At 56.6% G+C, this 24221-nt stretch carries 21 protein-coding genes; 3 read left to right on the top strand and 18 right to left on the bottom strand.

Going from position 1 to position 24221, the window contains the following annotated elements:
* Nucleotides 1–13 precede the first annotated feature (13 nt).
* Together B3729_RS18475 and B3729_RS18470 are read left to right on the top strand one after the other, a co-directional pair.
* On the top strand, nucleotides 14–1879 hold the full coding sequence (locus B3729_RS18475) for a PAS domain S-box protein (RefSeq protein WP_286788648.1): 1866 nt from the start codon (nucleotides 14–16) through the stop codon (nucleotides 1877–1879).
* Nucleotides 1876–2232, top strand: a complete 357-nt coding sequence (locus B3729_RS18470) for a response regulator (RefSeq protein WP_019365010.1) — start codon at nucleotides 1876–1878, stop codon at nucleotides 2230–2232. The genes B3729_RS18475 and B3729_RS18470 overlap by 4 nt, the downstream gene beginning before the upstream one ends.
* Before the next feature lie 31 nt (nucleotides 2233–2263).
* On the opposite strand, the gene B3729_RS18465 is transcribed toward B3729_RS18470, so the two are convergent.
* From B3729_RS18465 to B3729_RS18420, 10 genes are all read right to left on the bottom strand, one after another.
* On the bottom strand, nucleotides 2264–2938 hold the full coding sequence (locus B3729_RS18465; RefSeq protein WP_125889015.1) for a sulfite oxidase-like oxidoreductase: 675 nt from the start codon (nucleotides 2936–2938) through the stop codon (nucleotides 2264–2266).
* Between the two features lie 13 nt (nucleotides 2939–2951).
* Complete coding sequence (locus B3729_RS18460) at nucleotides 2952–4121, bottom strand: zinc-dependent alcohol dehydrogenase (RefSeq protein ID WP_010798103.1); 1170 nt, start codon at nucleotides 4119–4121, stop codon at nucleotides 2952–2954.
* The gene (locus B3729_RS18455) at nucleotides 4121–4981 is read right to left on the bottom strand and encodes an SRPBCC family protein (protein ID WP_286788647.1); all 861 of its coding nucleotides are present in this window, start codon (nucleotides 4979–4981) and stop codon (nucleotides 4121–4123) included. The genes B3729_RS18460 and B3729_RS18455 overlap by 1 nt, the downstream gene beginning before the upstream one ends.
* Before the next feature lie 135 nt (nucleotides 4982–5116).
* A complete protein-coding gene (locus B3729_RS18450; RefSeq protein ID WP_286788646.1) occupies nucleotides 5117–6466 on the bottom strand; it encodes an MFS transporter in 1350 nt (449 codons plus the stop codon).
* Between the two features lie 379 nt (nucleotides 6467–6845).
* On the bottom strand, nucleotides 6846–7259 hold the full coding sequence (locus B3729_RS18445) for a response regulator (protein WP_150347523.1): 414 nt from the start codon (nucleotides 7257–7259) through the stop codon (nucleotides 6846–6848).
* A gap of 272 nt (nucleotides 7260–7531) precedes the next feature.
* Complete coding sequence (locus tag B3729_RS18440) at nucleotides 7532–9352, bottom strand: IucA/IucC family protein (RefSeq protein ID WP_286788645.1); 1821 nt, start codon at nucleotides 9350–9352, stop codon at nucleotides 7532–7534.
* Nucleotides 9349–9954: a GNAT family N-acetyltransferase gene (locus B3729_RS18435; protein WP_286788644.1), complete on the bottom strand. Its 606-nt coding sequence runs from the start codon at nucleotides 9952–9954 to the stop codon at nucleotides 9349–9351. The genes B3729_RS18440 and B3729_RS18435 overlap by 4 nt, the downstream gene beginning before the upstream one ends.
* A 1-nt stretch (nucleotide 9955) precedes the next feature.
* The gene (locus tag B3729_RS18430) at nucleotides 9956–11119 is read right to left on the bottom strand and encodes an MFS transporter (protein WP_286788643.1); all 1164 of its coding nucleotides are present in this window, start codon (nucleotides 11117–11119) and stop codon (nucleotides 9956–9958) included.
* Nucleotides 11116–12441, bottom strand: a complete 1326-nt coding sequence (locus B3729_RS18425; RefSeq protein WP_286788642.1) for a lysine N(6)-hydroxylase/L-ornithine N(5)-oxygenase family protein — start codon at nucleotides 12439–12441, stop codon at nucleotides 11116–11118. The genes B3729_RS18430 and B3729_RS18425 overlap by 4 nt, the downstream gene beginning before the upstream one ends.
* Nucleotides 12442–12455: 14 nt before the next feature.
* Nucleotides 12456–14012, bottom strand: a complete 1557-nt coding sequence (locus B3729_RS18420) for a pyridoxal phosphate-dependent decarboxylase family protein (protein WP_286788641.1) — start codon at nucleotides 14010–14012, stop codon at nucleotides 12456–12458.
* Between the two features lie 639 nt (nucleotides 14013–14651).
* Between B3729_RS18420 and B3729_RS18415 the strand changes: the two genes are divergently transcribed.
* Entirely contained in the window at nucleotides 14652–14834 is a 183-nt protein-coding gene (locus B3729_RS18415; protein ID WP_010798112.1) for a hypothetical protein, read from the top strand.
* An 86-nt stretch (nucleotides 14835–14920) separates the two neighbouring features.
* Here the strand turns inward: B3729_RS18415 and B3729_RS18410 are convergent, their stop codons facing one another.
* The 8 genes from B3729_RS18410 to B3729_RS18375 form a co-directional block, all read right to left on the bottom strand.
* Nucleotides 14921–16516 (bottom strand): gamma-glutamyltransferase family protein, encoded by a 1596-nt coding sequence (locus B3729_RS18410; protein WP_286788640.1) that lies wholly within the window; start codon nucleotides 16514–16516, stop codon nucleotides 14921–14923.
* 26 nt (nucleotides 16517–16542) lie between these two features.
* Nucleotides 16543–17415, bottom strand: a complete 873-nt coding sequence (locus B3729_RS18405) for an ABC transporter permease (protein ID WP_150347517.1) — start codon at nucleotides 17413–17415, stop codon at nucleotides 16543–16545.
* Nucleotides 17412–18359 (bottom strand): ABC transporter permease, encoded by a 948-nt coding sequence (locus tag B3729_RS18400; RefSeq protein WP_286788639.1) that lies wholly within the window; start codon nucleotides 18357–18359, stop codon nucleotides 17412–17414. The genes B3729_RS18405 and B3729_RS18400 overlap by 4 nt, the downstream gene beginning before the upstream one ends.
* Before the next feature lie 55 nt (nucleotides 18360–18414).
* A complete protein-coding gene (locus B3729_RS18395; RefSeq protein ID WP_286788638.1) occupies nucleotides 18415–19917 on the bottom strand; it encodes an ABC transporter substrate-binding protein in 1503 nt (500 codons plus the stop codon).
* Complete coding sequence (locus B3729_RS18390; protein WP_286788637.1) at nucleotides 19914–21005, bottom strand: ABC transporter ATP-binding protein; 1092 nt, start codon at nucleotides 21003–21005, stop codon at nucleotides 19914–19916. The genes B3729_RS18395 and B3729_RS18390 overlap by 4 nt, the downstream gene beginning before the upstream one ends.
* Nucleotides 21002–21997, bottom strand: a complete 996-nt coding sequence (locus B3729_RS18385) for an ABC transporter ATP-binding protein (protein WP_286788636.1) — start codon at nucleotides 21995–21997, stop codon at nucleotides 21002–21004. The genes B3729_RS18390 and B3729_RS18385 overlap by 4 nt, the downstream gene beginning before the upstream one ends.
* A complete protein-coding gene (locus B3729_RS18380; protein WP_037030203.1) occupies nucleotides 21994–22731 on the bottom strand; it encodes a FadR/GntR family transcriptional regulator in 738 nt (245 codons plus the stop codon). Before B3729_RS18380 ends, B3729_RS18385 begins: the two co-directional genes overlap by 4 nt.
* Nucleotides 22732–23083: 352 nt before the next feature.
* Entirely contained in the window at nucleotides 23084–24124 is a 1041-nt protein-coding gene (locus B3729_RS18375) for a purine-nucleoside phosphorylase (protein WP_150347513.1), read from the bottom strand.
* Nucleotides 24125–24221: the final 97 nt, after the last annotated feature.

Raw genomic sequence — 24221 nt, 5'->3', positions numbered from 1 at the left:
ATACCGACCTTTTATGGCCGGCTTGTTGAGCACCTCCTGGATTATGAACTGCACGCTGGAAGTCTCTTCCCCTGATCCTGCTTCAATGCCACCGCTATCGTCAGATATCTTGAACGACATGGTATTCGAGCTTCTGCCTGCCGCTGCGTTTGTGTGTGACGCGACGGGAGCCATTGTTCGCTACAACCGCAAGGCGGCAGAATTGTGGGGACGGGAGCTCGTTCCTGGTGAAACCTATTACATTGGAATCGACCGGGTTTTCCATGCCGACGGGCGCGTGATGCGACCAGAAGAGTCACCCATGGCCAGTGTGCTGCGCTCCGGCACTCCGGTGCGCGATCATGAGCTGCGAGTCCAGAACTTGACGGGGCAGGAGCGTTGGGTGCTGGTTAACATCTCGCCGATTTTCGATGCGGTCGGACAGATCCAGGGCGCCATCAATTGTTTTCAGGACATCACCGAGCGCAAGGAAAGCGAGCGAAGACTGCAGGAAAGTCAGGCTTTTCTACAGGCTATCGTTGATGCAACGCCCGAGTGCATCAAGATCGTAACCGAAGACGGCTCGCTGATGCAGATGAACGGGGCCGGCCTTGCCATGATTGAGGCCGACTGCCTTGAAGCGGTACAGGGGTCTTGCGTATTCGATCTCATCGTGCCCGAGCATCGGGAGATATGGATCGCGAATCACCTGCGCGTGTGCAACGGTGAGCAGCTCAGCTGGACCTACGACATCATTGGCTTGGCTGGCTCCCGGGTAAACATGGAAACCCATGCGGTTCCGCTGCGCCTGCCGGATGGTCGTAGAGTTCATCTGGCCGTGACCCATAACATCACCCAGCGGATAAAAGACGAGCAAGCCGTGCGCGAAAGCGAGCGGCATTTGAGTGAGCTGCTCGATGGGCTTGCCGTGGCCGTTTACACCACCGACGCGAAGGGTTACCTGACCTTTTACAACGAAGCCGCAGTGGAGCTTTGGGGGTATCGTCCCCGATTGGGTAAGGCCCAGTGGTGCGGCTCTTGGAAGATGCAGTGGCCGGATGGTCGTGAGCTGAACCATGATGAATGCTTTATGGCTGAAGTACTTAGCGATGGTAAGGCCATACAAGGTGGAGAAGGCTTTATTCTGCGGCAGGATGGCTCGCGTGTTCCATTCGCTGCGTACCCGTCCCCCTTGCGTAACGCGCAAGGTGAAATCACCGGCGCCGTCAATATGTGTGTGGATATCAGCCGGCACAAGAAGGCGGAGGCTCAGCAGCGCGAGCTTATCAATGAGTTGAACCACCGGGTGAAAAACACGCTGATGACGGTGCAGTCCATTGCAACCTATAGCCTGCGTAGCGCAAATGCCGAGTCTCGATCCCGCGAAACATTCGATGCCCGTTTGCTGGCTTTGAGCAAGGCCCACGACCTGCTGACCCATGGGCAATGGCAAGGGGCTCAACTCCGAGCGGTAATCGAGCAGGAGATTGCGCCTTATACTGAGCAGGAAAAGTCTGACCGCATTGCGCTTTTTGGCAGTGATTATGCGCTTGAGCCCCGAGAAGCACTGGCCTTGGCCATGGTCTTTCATGAACTTATCACCAATGCCGCAAAATACGGTGCACTCTCCGTCCCGGAAGGGCGCTTGCAGCTGGAGTGGTATGTCGGTAAAGATGAGCATACGGGGCATGATTGCCTGGAACTCAGCTGGCTGGAGCGCGACGGTCCCACTGTCGAGACTCCTCAGACCAAAGGCTTTGGCTCTCGCCTGATCGATCGCAGCATTACGCGTGAACTGAAAGGGCGCGTCGTAACCACATTCGTACCGCAAGGCCTCGAATGTCACTTATCCATCCCGCTGTTGTGCCTGCAGGTCAGGCCCAAAGGAAGCTTCGTTTGACCACTACCCGTAAACGTGTCCTGCTTGTCGAAGACGAAACACTGATCGCCATGCTGCTTGAAGATATCCTGGATGAGCTTGGCTACGACGTGGCAGGTAGCGCGGCTGATTTTGATGAAGGCATGCGGCTGGCCAGCTCAGAAACCTTCGATCTGGCCATTCTGGATGTGAATGTAGGTGGGCGTGAAATTTTTCCGATTGCCGAGCAGCTGGCCGCGCGCGACATCCCCTTTATGTTCTCTACTGGTTATGGGGCCTACGGGTTGCCGGAAGAGTGGAAAAATCGGCCGGTTCTGGCCAAGCCGTTCAAGCCTGACGATTTGGAAAGGGCATTACAGGCCAACTTCCCTTGATGAAAACAAGAGTGAGTGATGCCTGAAGGCATCACTCATCGTCGGAATAACGTTCTTCCTGCCAGGGATCACCACGATTGTGATACCCGCGCTCTTCCCAATAGCCGGGCACATCGCTGACCCGAAACTGGATTCGCCTGATCCACTTGGCACTTTTCCAGAAGTACAGGTGGGGTACGATCAGGCGTACCGGCCCGCCGTGCTCGGTTGAGAGGGGATTACCTTCCCAGGAGTGGGCAAGCAGGGCGCCCTGAGCTGCGAAATCCTCCAGCGTCAGGTTGGTGGTATACCCGTCGTTGGAGTAGAGCAGTACAAAACGCGCGTCTGGGTGCGGCTGTACACGATCCAGCAGGTCCTGCGTGGTTACACCCTGCCATTGATTGTCGTAGCGAGACCAGCTGGTTACACAGTGAATATCGCTGACTAATCGAGACTGGGGTTGCGCCATAAAGGCGTCCCAGTTCCAGTTCTGCGGGTTTTTCACTGCGCCGATCACGTTTAGCTGCCAACGTTCCCGAGTAACGGTGGGCCTGACGCCCAGATCCAGTATGGGCCAGTTCTTGACCAAATGTTGACCGGGCGGTAAACGCTCCTCTTCAGGCCGTGAAATACGGCCTGTCAGATAGCGCCCCTCACTGACCCAGCGCTCTTTGGACTGGGTCAGCTTGGTGGGTTCTGGAGGTGGGTGATCCTTCTCATCGTCCATGCACAACTCCCATTTACGGCATGAATACCGCGCGCATGCAGTCCTCGGTCTTTTCCTTGAACATGGCATAACCGCGCGGTGAATCTTCCAGACTCATCGGGTGCGTCAGCAGGTAGGACGGATCCAGCTCGCCTTTCTGAATGTGCTCGAACAGCTTATTGGCATACCGCTGGCCTGGCTGCTGGCCGGAACGAACCGTAAGGGCTTTGTTGACGATGGCGCCCATGGGGAATTTGTCCAGGAGGCCGCCGTAAACGCCCACCACGGATACCGTCCCGCCTTTGCGACAGGCCCGAATGGCCTGACGAAGCACAGTACCGCGCTCAGTGTGCAGGTGCATCAGTTGTTTAGTCTTGTCGTATACATAATCCAGCTCGGTGCCGTGTGCTTCCATGCCGACGCAGTCGATGCAGCGGTCTGGCCCGCGCCCACCAGTCAGCTCCAGCAAGGCTTCGTGGACATTCGTGGTTTCGTAATTGATGGTAATCGCCCCGGCTTTTTTCTCGGCCAGTTCAAGGCGAGAGGCGAAGCGGTCGATAGCAATCACCCGCTCGGCACCCATCAGGTAGGCGATGCGAATAGCCATCTGGCCAACACCGCCACAGCCCCAGACGGCGACAGTATCGCCCCGCTGGATATCGGCATTATCGGCGGCAAAATAGCCAGTCGGCGCAGCGTCCGACACAAAGACTGCCTGCTCATTGGTAACGCCGTCGGGCACCTTGAACAGGTTGACGTCGGCAAAGGGCACCCGGATATACGTCGCATGGCTTCCGGCATATCCGCCAAAGGCATGGCTGTAACCAATAATGCCGCAGCACGGTTGGCCGTAGGCCAGATCTGTCGTTTCCGGGTTCGGGTTGGAGTTGTCGCAGCAGGAAAAATCGCTACGCTGACAGTGTTCGCAGTTGCCGCACCCTATGATGGAAATGGTAACAACGCGATCACCCTTCTTGAATTGGCTAATGCCGGAGCCAACTTCAACTACCTCACCCATGAATTCATGGCCGATAATGTCTCCCGGCTTCATGGCCGGCACGTAACCGCCCAGCAGGTGAAGGTCGGAGCCGCATACCGATGACATGGTGACGCGAAGAATGACATCGCGTGGATTAACGATTTCCGGGTCCGGTACGGTTTCTACTTGAAGAACGTTAGGGGCTTGCCAGGTGAGCGCGCGCATCAGTAAGCCCCTCCCTGACGAGTCTCATCGGTATGTGACGCGATAGTGCGCGGCTCGCTGATCACTTCGCCTTCCAACGGTACGGTTGCTGACACTTCATCCACCGGGACCCGTTCGACAGCGCCTGTTCTCATGAGGCTGTTGGTAATCTCGCCGGTCTCCAGGAGCTGCTTCAGGCGACGCAAATCAAGATTAAGCTCACGTCCCGAGAATTGGCTGATCAGACTGGCTGCGGCGTAACCTACCCGGCCGGCTGGCGGTTCGCACGCCAGAACGACCTGTAACTCCGTTCCCATGCCGTTAGGGGCATCTCTGAAGGTGAGGGTGGCTTTATGCTGAAGGTATGCCGTGGATTCGGTGCTCCAGACGATACGTTCCTGCGCAATCTCTTCCTCCAGGAACGCATTCCACTCTACTGTCCGATTCTGTGGGCCTACCGCAACCCAGCGATAGTGAGTGGCGTCCATCTGCTGGACGCGTTCGAGGCGACGCAGGAACAAGGGGAGATTTTCAATGCTGCGTACAAAGTCGTAGACCTCGGCACGCGGTTTGCCAATAGTAATCGTGCGGGAAATCGCTTCGGCATTGGTCCAGCCGTACTCTTCCTGCAGAAGCGATTCGTATGGCGTAGGCGTAAGCGCTGCCTTGGCCTTGCAACGACCAGTGACGCCACGGGCTGTTACCAGTGCGCCCAAGGCCATTTGTGCCAGCCCCAGAAGACCGCCATGGCGCAGGCCGCCTGCCAGGAGTAAGCCACCACCTACAAGGGAAAGGGTGCGCTCGGTTCCCTGTACATTAGGCTCATTGAGTGACTGCTGGGACTTGCGTGTGGCCATTAGTGGTTCATGCAGGGCTTTCATCGTGTGTTATCTCCATATAGAACCAATCGGTATCTAAAGGGGACTCCACTGCGAGACGTCCTGTTCCCTAGTCGTTACAAAGGCTGACAAACGTTCAGGCGATGGACAGGTTTGCCGCCTGACGCTGAAAGCGTCTCAGGTGGTTATGCTGGTCAAGGAAGCCGTCTCCGCAGCGGGCACACGCCCGGTTACCTCGCTCAGTTCAACCTTTGACGTCTCGGGTAGCAGCAGACCTCCGATCAACGCCATTACGGATATCGCGATGAGATAGAACGCTGGTGCCAGGTTGCTACCGCTCTGTGCAATCAAATAGGTTGCCATGAGAGGCGCAGTACCGCCGAAAACGGTATAAGCCATGTTGTAGGTAATGGCTGAGGCGGTGTAACGCGTCCGGGTGGGGAAGACTTCTGACAGCAGTGCAGCGGTGACGACACCGGACAGTACCGCTCCGACGGCCAATAGCAGTACGCCCAGAACCGACAGCAGCAGGTTGCCTGAGCTGGCCATCCAGAACGACGGATAGACCACAACGATCAGTAAGGTACAGGTTGTAAATACGGTAGCCTTGCGCCCAACCCTGTCTGAAAAGAGACCTGCGAATGGGCATAGCATGGCTGCAAAAACCAGGGCAATGACGGTAACCAGAAGGGCGGAGGCGCGATCAAGCCCACCGGCTACCTGCAGGTAAGTCGCAAAGTAGGTTGTGAACATGTAGAAGGACAGGGCCGTTACGGAAATAAACGCGCCCAGCCGACAGATAGCTCCGCCATTGGACTTGAGCGTTTCACGCAGTGGCGCATGTGCTACTGCGTGTTGAGCCTCGACAGACTGGAACGCCGGGGTCTCGCCTAGCCGCAACCTCAAATATAGACCTACGAGGCCCAGAGGCGCTGCAATAAGAAAGGGTATACGCCAGCCCCAGCTGGCCATGGCGTCTTTGGTAAGCGTAGCATCCAGACCGTAGGCCAATACGGCTGCACAGGCAAAGGCCGAGAACGTCGATACGGGTACGAAACTTCCGTACGTGGCGCGTTTTTCCCGTGGTGCATGCTCCATGACATAGGCGCAGGCACCAGCGTATTCGCCTCCGGCCGAGAATCCCTGGACGCATCGGATAACGGTCAGCATTAGCGGAGCGGCCATGCCTATGGCGGCATAGGTAGGTAACAGGCCTATCAACGTCGTGGCACCGGCCATCATCAGGATCGTCAGGGCCAGTATCTTCTTGCGGCCGATCCGATCACCCAGCATGCCGAAAACGATGCCGCCCAATGGCCGGAAGGCAAAGGCGACGGCGAATACGGCAAAGGTCTTGAGCAAAGCGGCTTTCGCGTCGCCGCTGGGAAAGAATTGCTCGGCAATGATCGTTGCAAGAAAGCCATAGATGGCAAAGTCGAACCACTCGACGAAATTACCGATCGAGGCGGCGGTAATGACTTTGCGCAACGTATGGGGGTCGACGGAACCGGGTGCTGCCTGGGTCATGATCACGCTCCAGAGGAAAGGGATTCGCAACGGGCAGGAAAGAGCAGGCGCACGGATTATTAGGATAGTGAGGATAGGTGGCCTGGTGGTATCAAACGCTACCGTTCTGAACTGTAGAGGCGGTTTCCCAGGCACAGTGGTCTGCCGACGACCCTTACTATTGAGCAGGCGACATGTGGGTGGCAGTGTCTCTCATCATGGCGGTCTGCTCGGAAAGGTAATGTCGACCGGCACTGTCATAGCGTGTCACTTCCACAAGTAGTGGAAGTTCGTCTTGCTCGGAAAGAGGAAGGGTAGGCAAGGGCAAGACTGCGCGCTTGGTCTCTTTAATGGGCGTTCAAAACAAGCGAATTAGTCCTACTGTGGCCATAGGCTTTATTCAAAGACTGACAGATGTTTTCTTTAGCATCTGGATAATGGCTTTTTTCATCTGTACCAAATCCCACGGCTTCTGTAGATAAAGCATGCCGTCTGGTAGCTCAGGAATGGTCTCCAGATCACGTCCGGTGGTTACAATGACTGAAAGACCTGGCCAGCGTGCGCCAACCATGGTTGCCAGCTCGGCGCCCTTGATCTGCCCAGGCACCAGATGATCGGTGACGACCAGAGAGGGCTTTTCACCTGCACTGAGCATGTAAACCAACGCATCATCAGCCGTCTCGAAGCTGCTGACACGACCGCCCAGCTCTTCCACGAAGCCCGATAAAATACTTTGCAGAAGTGGATCATCTTCAATCAAGACAAGCCAGTGGCCTTCAAGCAAAGCTTTAGGCTCTTCGATAACACCATTCATAGCTTTGCCAGCCCAGATCAGACGCGCTTCATGCGCAATCCCGTATTTTCTCAAATTTCAGGACACTTCGCTTTATGGGTGGACGAACGTACACCTGTAAGTTACTTGATCCAATTAACACAACGCGACATCAGTAGTGATGCAGAAGGTGTTACACCCTAAGCGCACCGCGTGAGATGCCATTAACGGGTGCAACGTCTGGCTGTTTCTACGGTTTCCCATCCTGTCCGCTCCGGCTGTCTATGCAGGCAGCCGGAGCGGATTTATTCGCGTTAACGCTTAAATGGTGCGATCGGATTGATCAAGGTTCCGGCAAGCTTCAGGTTTCCAGCCGGATCTGTCAGATTGACCATCTGTTGGTTGTTGCCCAATTGGAGACGGTTCAGGCAGGAGCGGATGAACTCGGGCGCAAACAGATCGTATCGGGCAAATTTTTCGGCATATTGAGGATGACTCTGCTGATAGGTGCTGACGCACTCGGCTACCAGCGACCAGAAACGGTCTTCAGCGTAGTCGGCTTTTTCCACCAGAATGGCGCTCATGTAGCGGAAGAAGCAGTCGAACACGTCGGTAAAGAGCGACAGGATTTTCAGCTCTTCGGGTACAGAGACGGCCAATCGCTTGATCTTTTCCGGCAGCTTGGCATCAGGGTTCAGCACGGCGATCTCTTCCGCAATGTCTTTCATGATTGCCCGTGACGGAACGTTGTTATCCAGCACCAGAATCAGGTTCTCCCCGTGAGGCATGTACACCAGATCGTGAGCATAGAAACAGTGCAGCAGGGGCGTCAGGTAGGCGTTGAGATAGCGGCGCAACCAAGTGTCCGTATCCACACCGGAGGACGCGATCAATGCTGTGAGAAGCGAATCTCCCTCGGCATCCAGATGCAGCAGTGAGGCCATGGTCATCAGGCGTTGGCCGGGCTTTAGTTGTGAAACCGGACTTTCGCGCCACAGGGCGGAGAGCATCTTCTTGTAAGGGGTATCGTTGACCAGTGCCGTCTCGTAGTAGTGGTTGCGATAGCCCACCGAGGCTACTTCACGCAAGATGCTGAAGCCGTTTTCGGTCAAAAACGGATCGCTTTCAATCAATGCTTTCAGCCACTCGTTGATAGCAGGCGTCGCCAACATGTAGTAAGGCGACAGACCGCGCATGAAGCCCATGTTCAGAATAGACAGTGCCGTTTTCACATAACGCTTTTCAGGGTGGCTTGCGTTGAAGAAGGTGCGGATCGACTGCTGTGCCAGGTACTGATCCTCCCCATAGCCCAGACAGACGATATTGCGGTTGGCGACATCGGCCGAGAAGGCCATGGAAAGCTTGTTGAACCACTGCCACGGGTGAGCTGGCATGAAGAGGTAGTCGTTCGGATTCAAGCCCTGTTCGGTCAGCTGAGCAGTGAAATCAGCAATCGTCTGGCTGCCTAGTTCCTCCTCGAGCAGGCGTTCATAGCTCAGGTCCGATAACGATGAGAACGTTGCCTTGGTCTTGCGTACAGCGAGCCAGACCAACTGGATCGGGGAGGCGGCTTCAGGTGCATAGGCGCGGTAATCATTCGCGTCGAAGCCCATGCGGCCATTGTTCGCGACGAACCCTGGGTGGCCTTCCATCATACCGGTTTCTACGGACTGGAAGTCAGCGCGGGTGAGTTCTTCTGCAGTTAATCCTGGTTTGGCATGCTTGTAGGCGCTGCCATACAGCGTGCTGCTGATCTCGTCCAGATAGACCGGCATCATGCTTTCCTGAATACCCAGTTGATCCTTGAACTCGATGATGAACTCCAGCGCATCCAGCGGCGCAGCGTTGCCGTCCTGCGTCTTTTCGATCGAGGCGGTGTCGATCAGCCAATGATCGAGCGCCAGCTTGCGAGCCCGGAAGCGGTACTCCAGTGCCGGATTGCCATTGTCCAGACGGTAATGCTCCCAACCGTTTTCAGACGCGATCAAGGCCGGCTCGATAAGCTTTTCATGGGCAAATTCCGCCAGGGCTTTGCGCACGAGCAGGCGATTGACCTTGCTCCAACGTTCGGGGGTCAGGTGCAATGCGGCTTGACCGGGCGTGGCGGTGGGCAGAGTAGTGATCATCTGGTTCATGGGCGGTTCTCCATTACAAGGCTGGCGGCGTAGTGTTCGCGAGTGCAGAAGGCAAGGTGGGCAGTTTTTTCGCCTAGTTGAATGACACGGTCGTACTCGAAACCGACACGCTGATTGAGCACGTGGATCTTGTCGTTACGAACATCGGGCTCGACGACGACGCGGCGGGCAAAGGGATCGCTGAAAATGAATTCCATGATGGTTCGCATCACGGCCAGGGTGAAGCCTGAAACAGGTTTCTCGCAGGGCGCGACGAGAAAATGCATGCCCCGGTCACCTGGCTTCACGTCGTAGTGCTGGCCTACCGGGTCATGAAGCGGCATATAGCATTCGACCAGAAAAGCCGGTGCGCCATCATGTAAACCCAGGTAGGCGTTGGCATGAGGAGAGGCCATGAGGTCGCGGTAGAATGTTTCCACCTCTGCCTGGGTCGCATTCTGCATCCCCCAGAAGCGTGCATAGTCACGAGTCAGCCAATCATGTAGTCGCGCCGTATCCTCTGGCAGGCTGAGTGGGCGCAGGCTGAGGTGGCCGAGTCCATGCTGTGGCTTGCCGAAGCACGGGCGGGTATCGATGGGTGTTTGCAAGGCAATGGCAGTCATATCAGACCCCCTTGTCGATAACAGGTGTTGTCGTGGGCTGGGCCGTGCGGACCAGCAGCGGATAGGCAAGGGCGGTCAGGGCAAAGCCTGCCGCGCCGATCAGAAAGGGCATAGTCAGGCCAAACGTGCTGACCAGGGACCCCGCCGCAAAGGACGAGCCCACTACGCCGAGTTGTTGAAAGAAATTGATCTTGCTGAAGTCAGCGGCATACGCATCGGGCGTGCTCAGCTCGAAGAGCAGGGCATCCAGCCGTACCGTGACCTGGAACATGGCCCAGCCATACAGGCAGCGGCCAGTCAGGATCAGGGCGGTCTGCTCACCAGCTTGAAGCAGCAGGCCGCACACACCCAGCAGCAGCGCACCGCTCAGGGCCTGTTGTCGGCTGCCGGTACGCCGGTTCAGCCAGAGTCCGAGCAGGGCCATGCCACCAGGAATGGCGTACACCAGTCCGGTCAGGGCGGCGTGGTCCAGCTGAGCGACCTGCTCCCAGTACACCGTAAAGAACGGCTTTACCAGGTAGCCGCTGAAATAGAACAGCAGCATCAGCAGGCAGAGCCGGTAGATAGGCCATGCCTTGCCGGTACGGTGCGTAATGGCTTGTTCCGGCTTGGCATGGGGTGGTTCCCGCCGTAGCAGGCGCAGGCAGATCGCCATTTGCAGAAAATCCCCCGCGGCCATCACCACAAAGACATCCCGTGGCTCCAGTACCTGAAGGACCAGGCCGCCCACCACGGCGCCGAGGATGGCACCGAAGTGAACGACAACCGACAGCATGCCGATAGTATGGGTATGGTTCCTGGAGTCCTCCAGGCTCATCACGTAGGGGTACATGAGCAGGTAGCTGCCCTTGAACACGATCATCCCCAGCGAGACAAGCCAGAACTCCAGGAGCGCCGATGCCCAATAGCAGTACAGGCACAGCAACCCGGCGGCGAGCTGCGTCCAGATCAGCAGCCGGATCGGGTGCACCCGCCGCGCCACGCGCGCCCAGAGGGGCAGCGCGAGCATGACCGTAAAGCAGATGGCGGCCAGATAGGCCCCCACATGCTCCGGCCGCGTTTCACCGAAACGGCTGGCAAAGTACTGCGGATAGAACGGAATCAGCATGGTGTCGCTGATGACGGCAAGGGCCGTCATGGCGATCAACGAGGTACGCAGCGTCATGTCTTGGCCGGCTCCGGCTGGAGCAGTGTCGAAGAGGGCGCCGTGAACTGCTGGAAGGCGATCTTGCGTTCGACGGGGTAATGTTCGCGGCCGAGCATCTCGCGAATGATATAGGCGTTGCGGTAGCACGCCATGCCCAGGTCGGGCGTTACCAGGCCATGCGTATGAAGCTCGGCGTTCTGGACGAAGATCTCCTGACCGGCGGTATCAATTGTATAGTTTCGATTGACGGCGAAGCGGCCACACTCATCGAAGCGCAGGCGTGAGCGTAACCCTTGAAGGAAAGGAGGGGTTCTGTAGCAATACCCAGTTGATAATACCAGCCCATTAGTCTGAAGCGTATAGCGGCTCTCCTGTTCCTCCTGAAACAAGGTAAGCGTAAAGGTGCCGGTACGCTCATCGTAGCGGCAGTCCTGCAGCTCCGTGTTGGTAAGCAGGTTGGTCCTGACCGGACCGCATAGGCTCTTGTTGTACAGCAGGTCGTAGATGTCATTGATCAGGGCGCTGTTGATCCCCTTGTAGAGCCCCTTCTGACTGCGCATCAAGGCGTCACGCTTGTGGGTAGGCAGCTGATGGAAGTAGTCGATGTACTCGGGCGATGTCATCTCCAGGGTCAGCTTGCTGTATTCCAGCGGGAAGAAGCGAGGCGAGCGGGTTATCCAGTTCAGGGTGTACTCGCGCGTGTCGATTTCCTGCAAGAGGTCATAGTAGATCTCCGCCGCGCTCTGACCGCTGCCGATCAGCGTAATGGTGCTTTTTGCCTGTAGAGCCTGTTTGTCGGTCAGGTAGGTCGACGTGTGGGACAAGTGGCTGCTGGCGTCCTGGCAGCAGTCAGGGATGTAGGGTGACGTGCCAGTTCCCAGGACCAGACGGCGCGCCTGATAAACCAGGCGTTCTCCTGTTTTGGTGCAGGTACAGTTCACCGTATAGAGGCCGGTTGCCGGATCATGGTCGATACGTTCGACGTATCGGTTGAACTCGATATTGGGCAGCCGATCGATGACCCATTGGCAGTACTGGTTGTACTCGCGGCGCATCAGGAAGAAGTCTTCCTTGATGTAGAACGCATAGATGCGGCCAGTGGATTTAAGATAATTCAGGAAGCTGAACGGGCTGGTCGGGTCCGCCAGGGTGACCAGATCGGCCAGGAAGGGCGTCTGCAGGGTTGCAGATTCCAGCATCATGCCGGGATGCCAATCGAAGCACTCGTTCTTGTCGAGAAACAACCCATTGAGCTCGTCGATGGGAGCAGTCAGGCACGCCAGACCCAGGTTGAAGGGGCCAACACCAATCGCGATGAAATCGTAGGTTGAAGCCGTCATGGTGGTTCTCCAGATCAGCACGTGGCCAGGGCAGATTGTTGGTTAACGTAACGGGCACCTTCATGCTTGATGGCGTCGAGAATGCCTCGCAGGTCGCCCAGGGTGGTCATGGGGTTGAGCAGGGTGAACTTGAGGTACTGTTGGCCGCCTACCTTGGTGCCCGCGACGATGGCGCGTCCGCTGCGAGAGAGCGCTTTGCGAATGGCTGCATTGGTCGCATCGATCTGCTCGGCACTCATCGGCTCCTCGGGGATATAGCGGAAGACCAGGGTGCTCAGTTCGGGAACATGGGCAATGTCGAAGCGTGGGTCACGCTCGATAAGCGGATAGGTTGCGCGAGTCAGATCGATCGCGTGATCGAATAGGCTACCCAAGGCATTCGCACCCATGGTGCGCAGCGTCATCCAGAGCTTGAGCGCATCAAAGCGGCGTGTGGTTTGAATGCTTTTGTTAACGAGGTTGGGTGTGCCTTCCTGGGTCTGGCTCTTGGGGTTCAGATAATCGGCATGGCAGGTGACATGGCCCAGCTCTCGACGATCCCGTACCAGAAACGCACTGCAACTGACCGGCTGGAAGAATGATTTGTGGTAATCGATGGTGACCGAGTCGGCATGTTCGATACCGGCCAGACGGTTACGGTATTTGGGCGAAATCAGCAGTCCGCCACCGTAGGCGGCATCGACATGCATCCAGATTTTTTTCTCGCGACAGATTGCCGCGATGTCTTCCAATGGATCGATGCTGCCGAAATCCGTAGTACCGGCAGTAGCCACTACCGCCAGCGGAATCAGCCCTTCGGCTTCGCATTCTTCCAGCACGCGGCGCAGATCGCTCAAGTCCATTTTCTTGCGCGCATCGCTGCGTACCGGTATCACGGCGTCATAGCCCAGGCCCAGGATGGCCGCGGATTTCTGTACGCTGAAATGACTGACCTCGGATGACAGAATGCGCAGGCGTTTGAAATCGGTCGGCAAGCCTTGCGTCTTGTTGCTGGCGTGACCGGGCTGACGGTTGCACACATGATCACGGGCCAACAGCATGGCCATCAGGTTGGACTGAGTACCACCACTGGTAAACACCCCATCGGCTTCGCTGCCCAGGCCGATGCGCTCAGCCGTCCAGTCAATCAACTTTTGTTCGATATACGTGCCGCCGGCACTTTGATCCCATGTGTCCAGTGAGGAATTGATAGAAGAAAGTACCAGTTCGGCAAGAATAGCCGGAATAACAATAGGACAATTAAGATGAGCAACATAGTGAGGATGATGGAAGTAAACAGCATCTTTCAGGTACAACGCTTTTAATTCTTCCAGTGCCTCGTTGAAGTTACCCAGTTTTTCATCCAGATTCACTTCGTCGAACTGCCGCTTTAGTTCATGCGGCAATATGCCGGTATAAGGCTTATCGATACCGAGCAATGTTTCCTTTATACATTCAGCCCCTTGAACCATAAGGCTTTCATAGGCCTGCGCATTCTTTTCGTTGAAAAGATGCGAAGTCGCCTGATCATCCTGTAGGCGAGCGGAAGGGTATGCAGTAATGGCCGCATACGAATGCAATGGATTATTCACGAATGGAACCTCGGCAATTGATTAAACAATTCTGCAATAACCCAACATGTTGTCGGGATATATGCCTCGCCGGGCTCTCACGGTAGTTTGATATTAATAGTTAGCTATATGCCATTATCAAACGGCTTAGCCTTTATAATTTAAAAGCAGTAATAACGCATTAAAAGTAAGTGTTCATTACTATCGCAAAGCCCATTCAGAGTAGACCTTGTATTGAATGAAAATCAATATCATTTAACACAATGCGGGTGATGAAGTGTGATGCGCTTCGCTTAATGGTGCGCTCTTTTGGTGCTGTGGCACGGTGATATTAGAAAAACTGATCGGTGACGGAGCGAAACAAACACAGCAGCGCTAACTTGGCCAGTCGCCTTGAGTTTACTCACATGGGCCAGCAGCGAGATTCGTGCGGAGCTGCCAAGGCCGGGGATCAATAGGAAAACCCGTCCAGTGACGGTTAAGGCACGACGGTTGCCTGTACCAGATTGAGCATAAACCTGTTGTATGAACAAAAAGGTCGTTGCCGTGATTGAAGCGAATTGCCAGGGAATATTTCGGTCCCATTAGAAGGACGCCCAATTGCATGTACTGAGGGCGTGACGATAACGAATTCACCGTCCTGAGAAAGGGAGCGCACTCATGCAAGAGAAAGTCGTCAGCAGTTCCAATGGTTACTACGTGTTCGAATGCGCAGATGCGACTGGCGGCAGCTGTTATGAAATCAGAATGGGCACACGCTGCGTCAAGCGCGTCGGCAGCCTCGACGAGGCCAAGCGATTCATCCAGTTCGCTTATGCAGAAGAAGAAAACTATCAGGACTAGCACCTTCGTGAAGACCTGGAATGAGATAAGGCCCGATCAGGCGTAAGGGATGGGAGGAAGGCCTGCGCGGCCTCCCTCCGGCAAGGTCAGAACGCGACGGCCTGACCGTCCTTGCGTGGATCAGAGCCACCGACATAACCATCGGCCATTTTCTGAATGATCTGAGCACCACCGAATGCAAACACGCCGCTTGGTGCCTCAACCTGGATATCATGTCCTTTGGCGCGTAGGGCAGCTACGGTCTGTGAATCGAACTGTCGCTCAACGGCAACCTTCCGACCTGACTCGATCCGCCAGCGGGGCGCGTCGGCCGCCGCCTGCGGGTTCTGCTTGTAGCGCAGGATACGCAACATCATCTGCAAGTGTCCCTGCGCCTGCATGGGACCGCCCATAAGGCCGAACGACATCAACGGCGTGCCGTCGGCATTCATGGCAAAACCGGGGATGATGGTGTGGAAGGGGCGCTTACCGGGAGCGACGGTATTGACATGCTCTGGGTTCAGAGAAAAGCCCGCCCCGCGGTTTTGCAGGCTGATTCCCGTGCCTGGAACCACTACGCCGGAGCCAAAACCCATGTAGTTGGATTGAATGAACGACACCATCATGCCGCTTTCATCTGCCGCTGACAGGTACACCGTACCGCCGGGCTTGGGCGAGCCATGGCCTGGGTCAGCAGCGGTCTCGCCGATCAGCCTGGCGCGCTCCTTTAGATAGGCCGGGTCAAGCAGATGGTGAGCCAGAACGCGCATATGGTCCCGATCTGTAATGTGATGATTGAGGTCCGCCAGGGCCAGCTTCATCGCTTCCAATACCACATGCAGGGTTTCGGGGCTGTCGACAGGATGATCGCCAATACCGATGGCCTCCAGAATTCCCAGGCCGCTGAGCGTAGCGATGCCCTGGCCGTTAGGAGGCAACTCATGGACCATGGCGCCTGCAAAGGGCGTGGATAGGGTATCGATCCAGTCAATTGAGTGATTGCCCAGGTCATCCAGGCTCATAACGCTGTTGTTGGCTCTGGCATGAGCAACCATGGCTTCGGCCAGGGCGCCTCGATAGAACGCTTCGCCGCGGGTTTCGGCGATCAGCTCCAGCGTTTTGGCATGGTCCCTGAGTTGAATCTTCTGCCCGGCTCTGGGGGCTCGGCCATCGGGCAGAAAACACTCGGCAAAGCCGGGCTGATCTTTCAGGAGCTGACCGCCTCGCTGCCAGAGTTCAGCAATGATAGGCGTTACCTGGTAACCCTCTCGCGCATAGCGTATGGCGGGTTCGGCCACCGTGGTGAAAGGCAGCTTGCCGTAACGCTCGGAAAGCCCGGCCCAGGCGGAAACCGCACCGGGCACGGTCACTGCATTCCAGCCGCGCTCCGGCATGTGTTTGTGCCCTGCAAAATACTGGGGCGACCACGCTGCCGGTGCGCGTCCAGAGGCATTCAGGCCCTGTAATGTCTTGCCATCCCAGACGATGGCAAAGGCATCACTGCCGATACCACACCCTGTTGGCTCTACTACCGTAAGCACCATGGCAGCAGCAATTGCCGCATCTACCGCATTACCGCCACGGCGCAGCATGTCCAGGCCTGCCTGGGCGGCCAGTGGCTGGGAGGCCGCTACCATGTTCCGTCCCATGACAGGGGAGCGGGCAGAGGCGTAAGGCTGGCTATAATCTAGATGATCGAACATGGGATCACTCTCTTCTTGTCTGACGGTTAGTCTTTGGGATCCAGCGCATCGCGCAAGCCGTCGCCCAGCAGGTTAAAGCACAGCACCGTGATATAGATGGCCACGCCTGGAGCAATAGACATCCAGGGCGCCTGTTCCATGAAATTCTTGGCTGTGTTGAGCATGGAGCCCCAGGAGGGCGCTGGCGGTTGCTGGCCAAGGCCCAGGAACGACAGGCTCGCTTCTGCGAGAATGGCTGAGGCAATGGTCAGGGTTGCCTGGACTACCAGCGGCGAAAGGACATTCGGTAACACATAGCGCAGAATGATCCAGCGATCCGGCAGGCCAATGGCGCGGGCACCTTCCAGGTAGTCCTCATGTTTAATCGAAAGGACCTGTCCGCGCGTCAGGCGCGCAAAGATAGGCATGGCAGACAGGCCAATGGCGATCATGGCATTAGTCAGGCTAGGGCCAAGAAATGCCCCCAGCGCGATAGCCAGCACCAGAAACGGACAAGACAGCAGTGCTTCCATGATCCGGGAAATAAGGGCATCCAGCGCGCCCCCAAAATAGCCGGCTATAAGACCTAGCGGAACACCGATGGCCATGGCGATGGCGACCGATACTCCACCCGCCAGCAACGAGCTGCGCGCACCCCAGAGCAGGCGTGAGAACAGGTCGCGGCCCAGCTCATCCGTGCCTAGCCAATACAGGGCCGAAGGTGCCTTGCGAACGGCCAGAAAGTTCGCCTTGAGTGGATCATGGGGCGCAATCCAGGGTGCCAGAACAGCTGCCAGGACAAATAACAAGAGGATAGCTGCACCGATGACAGCACCCTTGTTCTTCAAAAACTTTGCCAGGAAACGAGACTGTAGACGGGTCTGTAAGACAGGGGGGAGAGGGGTGGCAATGGCATTCATGCGGCAGTCCTCAGGCGCGGGTTGATCAGGCGATAGAGCACATCGGCCAGCAGATTCATCAGCACGAATCCAATGGCTACGCACAGCACTACACCTTGCACCACGGCATAGTCCCGGTTGAAAACGGCATCGACGATCATCTTGCCGAAGCCGGGAATACTGAACACCTGCTCAGTCAGGACTGCGCCCCCAAGCAGTTCGCCGAACAGCAGTGTAGTCAGCGTCACGATGGGCATCAGCGCGTTACAAAAGGCGTGCTTGAGAATGACTGTTCTGGGAAACAGCCCTTTCGCGCGCGCTGTCCGCACATAGTCTGAGCGCAGCACTTCAAGCATGGCGCTGCGGGTATGACGCATCAGGGTTCCGGAAAGACCTGCACCCAACACGAAGGCCGGTAACAACAAGGTTTTAAGGTTTTGCAGCGGGTTTTCACTGAACGGTACGAAACCGGAGGCAGGCAGCCAGCGCAGCTTTACCGCAAACACCATGATGAGCAGTATCCCCAGCCAGAAGTGCGGAATGGAGATGCCAGAAAGGGCAACGATGTTCGCACTGTAATCTACCGCGCTCCCTTTACGCACCGCCGAGAGAATACCGGTGGGGATACCTATCAACAGCGCAATCAGCAAGGCGAAAAATGACAATTCCAGGGTGACCGGCAGTTTCGAGACGATAAGCGCGGTCACCGGTTGCTCGGTGCGCAAGGAAGTGCCGAAATCACCTTTCAAGACATTGCCCACCCAGTTCAGGTATTGAACCGGTACGGGATCGTTAAGACGATACTTGTCTCTTAAGTATTCGATGACAGCAGGGTCGCGCTCCTCCCCAGCCATGGCCAGCACCGGATCGCCGGGCAGCAGTTTTTGCAGCGTGAAGACAAAGAGCGAGACCAGAATCAGTGTTGGGATGGCACTGAACAGGCGGCGAAGGATGAACGTCAGCATGCATAACCCTCGTGGATTACCGGCCCGTGCGGTTTACTGCAGCGGGCCGTATCGATCATTGCGCGAATGACACGTTGGCCAGGCGGATCAGTCCGTCCGGGTTGGAGACATACCCTGTCACCTTGCGATTCGCCACAATCAGTCGAGGCTCGAAGTAGAGGTAAATGTTCGGCGCTTCGTCCGCCACGATGGTCATCGCCTGGCGATACAGATCCTGGCGCTGGGCCTGGTCATTGACAGTACGTGCCTTATTAAGCAGCTCATCCAGCTTTGGATTGCAGTAATGGCCATCGTTCTGGTTTCCTTTGCAGGTCACGAACTGATGGATATTGCCATCTGGATCAGGACGACCGGACCAGGCGCTCATACCTACCTGGAAGTTTCCGGATTGCTGCTCGTTGAGAAGCGTCGCGTACTCGGTGGCGACCAGATTGACGTTGAAGCCCGCTTCGGACGTCATCGCCTGGATAATTTGGCCTACCTGCTGAGAGACAGGTGTATTGCCAACCTTGAGCTCAACGTTTACCGGGGGCTTAACGCCTGCTTCCGCCAGCAGCGCCTGGCTTCTGGCAATGTCTCGCGAGGGGAGTGGTAGTTCCTTATCGAAATAAGGGCTACTTTGTGGAAAAGGTTGATTGCCCGGCGCGTAAAGTCCTTCGAATACCACTTGGTTGATAGCGTCCCGGTCCATTGCCAGCTCGAAGGCCTTGCGGACACGCTTGTCACTTCCCAACGGATTTTTGGCTTTGTCACCATTGGCGACATTGACCATCAGTTGCATATACCCCAGGCCGGGCGTGTTATAGACCGTAAGACTCCGGTCATCCTTGACCGCCTTGATGTCCGTGGGAGCAACACGTTCGACGATGTCCAGGTCTCCAGAGCGCAAGTTTGCGAGACGAACCGACGTGTCAGGTATGGGCAGGAAAATCACTTTATCAAAGTAATAGGCCTGCTTGTTCCAGTAATGATCGAAGCGCTCCAGCACGATGCGATCCTGCTGTACGCGCTGCACGAATTTATAGGGTCCGGAGCAGACAGGTTTGGACCCGACATCGCTTTGTGAGGCGTTGGGGGCAAGCATCATGCCGGCCCGGTCGGAAAGCTGGGCGATCAGGGTAGCGTCCGGTTGCTTCACCTTGATCGCTACGGTCTTGGGATCGATTGCATCCACGTGTTCGATAGAGGCCAGTTCGCTCTTGCGCAGTGAATCGGGCAAGGTACGAGCTCGGTCCAGATTGAATTTGACCGCGGCGGCATCAAAGGCTTCGCCATCATGAAAGGTCACACCTTCACGTAACGTCATGGTCAGGGTTAGGTTGTCGTCGCTCCAGCTCCAGCCTGTGGCCAGTTGCGGTACAAAGGTTAGGTCCGGCGCAACATCCACCAGTTTATCGCACAGGGCGGTGTATACCAGACGTCCCGAATAGGTTCGTGAACGGTGCGGATCCAGAACATCCGGGTCGTCCTGGATGCCGATGCGCAGGGTGGTTTCGGCAAATGCCGTGGTGCCGATCGTCAATAACAAGGCTCCAGTCAACAGGCGTACAGGATTCAAGGCTGGCTCTCCAGGGCAAGGGGCTGATGGCTTTTGAATAGATGAAGGCGTTGGGAGAAGGCGGGGCTGGGAGCTGGCACAATCAAATTGCCTGCTCCGGCATTCGCAATTTCGCGCCAGAAATGGCAGGCAACCTGACGCGCCCCTTCGACAGATTCAAAGGCAGGTTTTGCCTCTTTGCAGAGGGGGCGGGCATGGGGACAGCGCGTGTGAAAACGGCAACCGGGCGGTGGATTGGCCGGGCTTGGCATATCCCCACCCAATACGGGGCGAGCCCGTCGCAGACCGGGGTGGCTGACAGGCACGGCGGCCATAAGCGCTTGTGTATACGGGTGAAGTGGCGTTTCGAACAGCGTGTCGACCTCGGCCAGCTCCACGATCTCCCCGAGATACATCACGGCGACTCTGTCGCTCATATGGCGGATCACGGCCAGTCCATGGGCCACGATAAGCAGCGTCAGCCCAAACTGATGCTTGAGGTCTTCCAGCAAATTGACGACCTGCGCCTGGACCGACACATCCAATGCCGAAACCGGTTCATCCCCCAGGATCAAGCGTGGATTGGAGGCCAAGGCGCGAGCAATGCCGATACGCTGGCGTTGCCCACCGGAAAACTCATGGGGATAACGGTTGGCATGTTCAGGGGCCAGGCCCACGGTATGCAAGAGTTCTGCTACTCGTGCTGCGCGATCTGCGCGGTGGCTATCGGTGTGCAGCCAGATGGGTTCGCCAATGATAGAGGCCACTGTCATCCGGGGGTTGAGTGAGGCAAAGGGGTCCTGAAAGATGATCTGCAATTCCCGCCTTGCCTGCCGGAGCTTATCCGCAGGCAGGTTTCCCAGGTTTCTGCCTTCGTAGATGACATCGCCAGCGGTAGGCGCCAGCAGGTTGAGCAGCAATCGCCCCAGGGTTGACTTGCCGGAGCCCGACTCGCCTACCAAGGCTAATGTCTCGCCTCGCTTGATCGACAGGGAAACATCCGTGACGGCTTGAACAGGAGCCTTCTTGCGTTGCAGAAAGCCTGTAGGTGACGTGAAGTGTTTGGTCAGATGAAGGCCTTCAAGAATAGGGCGTTCGGGCGTTTTCATGCGCTAACTCCCAAGTGCTGCTCCAGCGGTGTACGAATGCATGCTGCCAGATGCCCTGGTGTGATCTCGCGTAGCGGGGGACGATCTGCGCGGCACGCCTGAATCACAAAAGGGCAGCGGCTGGCAAAGCGGCAGCCACTGGGCATTTCTGCAGGCGTGGGAACACGGCCGGCAATGGTGGCCAAGCGATCTTCACGCTGGCCCATCGAGGGCATCGAGCCCATCAGGCCAATGGTGTAGGGGTGCTGAGGGTCATCGAACAGCGCAGTAACGGGACCGCTTTCGACAACCTGGCCCGCATACATGACCGCTACATCGTCAGCTACTTCTGCAACGACGCCCAAATCATGGGTAATCAGCATCATGGCTGTTCCGGTTTCGGCTTGCAGGTTTGCGATCAGAGAAAGAATCTGCGCCTGAATGGTTACATCCAGTGCAGTGGTTGGTTCATCGGCAATGATGAGGGCTGGGTCGTTGGCAAGCGCCATGGCAATCATGGCCCGCTGGCGCATACCCCCTGACAATTCGTGGGGAAAAGCCTCCAGCCGTTGAGCCGCTGCGGGTATACGGACTTTTTCCAGCATCTCCAATGCCCGGCGGCGGGCTTGTTGGGGAGACAGGCTTTGGTGACGCACGACGCTCTCGGTGATCTGATCACCTATGGTGAATGCCGGATTGAGTGACGTCATGGGTTCCTGAAAGATCATTGCCAGGCGGTTACCGCGTACATCCAGGCGACGCTGCTCAGTCATTGCCAGCAAAGGTTCGTTAAGGAAGGTCGAAGTATCGGCATGCACTTGGGCGCTATCCGGTAGAAGCCCCATCAGCGCCATGGATGTTACGCTCTTGCCGCAGCCGGATTCACCAACAATGGCCAGGGTTCGACCTGGCGCAATGTCGAATGACAAGCCATCTACTACATTGACCGCTGCACCTTTAAAGCGAACGGTCAGGTTACGGATACTCAAGACAGAGCATGGGGATTCGCTCATAAACTGTTCACCAGATCGTGATGGATAACGGTGTCGAGCGCCTGTTGCAACGCACGCAAATGGCCACGCATGGCCATCGCCGCCTTGCCGGGGTCACGCTGTTCGATCGCGGACACAATGTCGTCGTGATCATGGCTATACGCATGCATGCGGTCAGTGTTGCGGGCACGCTGGCGCAGGTCGCGCCAGACAGAGTCCAGGCGAATGGCATCGAACATTTCGAAAATATCCAGCATCAGTCGGTTGCCAGCGGCTTCCGCAATGCCTCTATGAAAGGCGCTGTCCCAGAGTTCCAGTGCTTCTGCATCGGGCGTCTGGGCATTGAGTTGTTGGCCGGTACGTTCAGCGAGCCTCCGCAGCATTGCCATCTGCTCGCCGCTGGCGCGAATGGCAGCCAGTGAGGCAAGAGCAGGTTCCAGGTAAAGGCGGGCCTCCATGATTTCGATGAAGTTGGTTCGGCTGGATAGCCTGGTAAAGCTCAGGGACGCACTGGGTGGGGTTGGGCCTACAAAGGTGCCTTTGCCCTGGCGGCGCCACACCTGTCCTTCTGCTTCAAGCACTGAAAGGGCGCGGCGAACCGAGCGACGGCTAACGCCAAAGCCAGCAGCCAGATCACGCTCCGGAGGCAGAGGTCGTTCCGGAAATGCTGAATGCTGTGCCACCAGCTGGCGAAGGGCATCGAGTGCCATCCGGGCTGATTGATCGATAGGAGTTTCCGTTTCGCACGTTTGCATCATGCTCTCTCAGGCCAACATGAATGTCTGTCTGTGCGCCTCGTATATGCTTGATAGTAGGGCGCAACAGTTACAGGCAGTTTTGCAAGCGAGATGCCAATAGCGATTGGTTCATACTGGCGAAACGGTTATGACCGGGCGCTTAGGCTATGACTACAGGCGTGTCAGGCTTTTGGTACAAAGGTGTGGAGGCAGGGAGTAGGGGATGATCTGGCATTGGTTCAGTCTCTATGCGAACCAATTTCTGGATTGGTTACGGGAATGGTCCGTTTACGGGCGACACTGCACGTTAACGGTGCGGCTAGGGTGACTGACAGGACCGAACATGTATGCACGGTCCTGTTTTCATTAATCAGGAGGAGGGAACGCCTTTTTCCCAGGCACTCCAGTTCTTAACGATGTCCTGCACCAGAGGATTGCCTGTACGGAACAGGTTTTCTAAGGCGGGTTCAAAGCCGCCTTGCTTGGCATAATCGATCAGGTTTTCAACATCTGAATAACCCTCGTAAGGGCGATCGAAGTCAGAGCCGCCACGCACTACGGCCAGGCGCTGGATATCGACACGGCCCGTACGGCTGGCCCGTAGCAGCGCCTCGTAAGTGGCGTTGTCTTCTTGCTGCGTAGTGCAGTAACGGCCTTTGCCATCCGTCAGCGTACGCGTCCATTCTTCGGCGCGCTGGGAGAGCAGCGTACCGGAGAACCAGGTATCGCCGGCGACGGTGTCACAGCGGGTAACCACAGGAGGCTGGTTGGCGGGCGCATAGCTGTACTTTTTGCGCCACGCAGTAGACTCGGGGCTTTCGATGAGCTTGACGTCCTTGGAAAGGGCATAAGCCTTTTCCATCAGTTTCTGGTTAACCTCGAACACCTCGGTCTTGTAGTCCAGAGGAGGCTTTTGAGTGGGATGACGCGTATTGATACCCAGGTAGCCACCTTTCCAATCAGCCGGAGCTTCTCGAGCGTCCAGCTCCCATTGGATGCCGAAGTCCACGAGATAGTGCGCCCATGCCGTAGTGCCGATGGTGCCCTCGTGCGGGTTGATTCCTGCAATACCAGCGACCAGGAAATAGGTCTTGCGCAGATCGAACTTGGGCGAGAAGGCTAATGCCATAGTCGACGCCGCGGCATTGGTGTGCCCCATTGCGGTCGTCATCAGACACACCTGCGCCTCATTACAGAGCACATCCGGATACTCGGCAGACAACCCTTCGACCGGCACCTTTTTATCGAGCTTGAGTTGCTCGATCCAGGTCTTGGCTTCCGGGCCAAACATGGCGATCAGCATGACTTTGGGCGCAATGGGTTTTTCCGCTGCGGATACCTGGGGCGCCGCGGTAAGTCCGCCCAGCAGACCTGCCAGTCCTAGCGCGCTTGCGAGGGATTTTTTCAGCATGGGATGGAATAGCCTCTTATAGAGTGAGCGTGAAAAACCTCACCGGATGTTCAAGGTACATGCCAGCGCTAGGCGCAAACGTGCAAAAGCGGTTGTC

The organism is Pseudomonas sp. UBA3149 (assembly GCF_002364655.1).
Taxonomy (GTDB): Bacteria; Pseudomonadota; Gammaproteobacteria; order Pseudomonadales; family Pseudomonadaceae; genus Chryseomonas; species Chryseomonas luteola.
The sequence above is the reverse complement of the archived record's forward strand: the minus strand, read 5'-3'. Positions and strand labels throughout refer to the sequence as shown.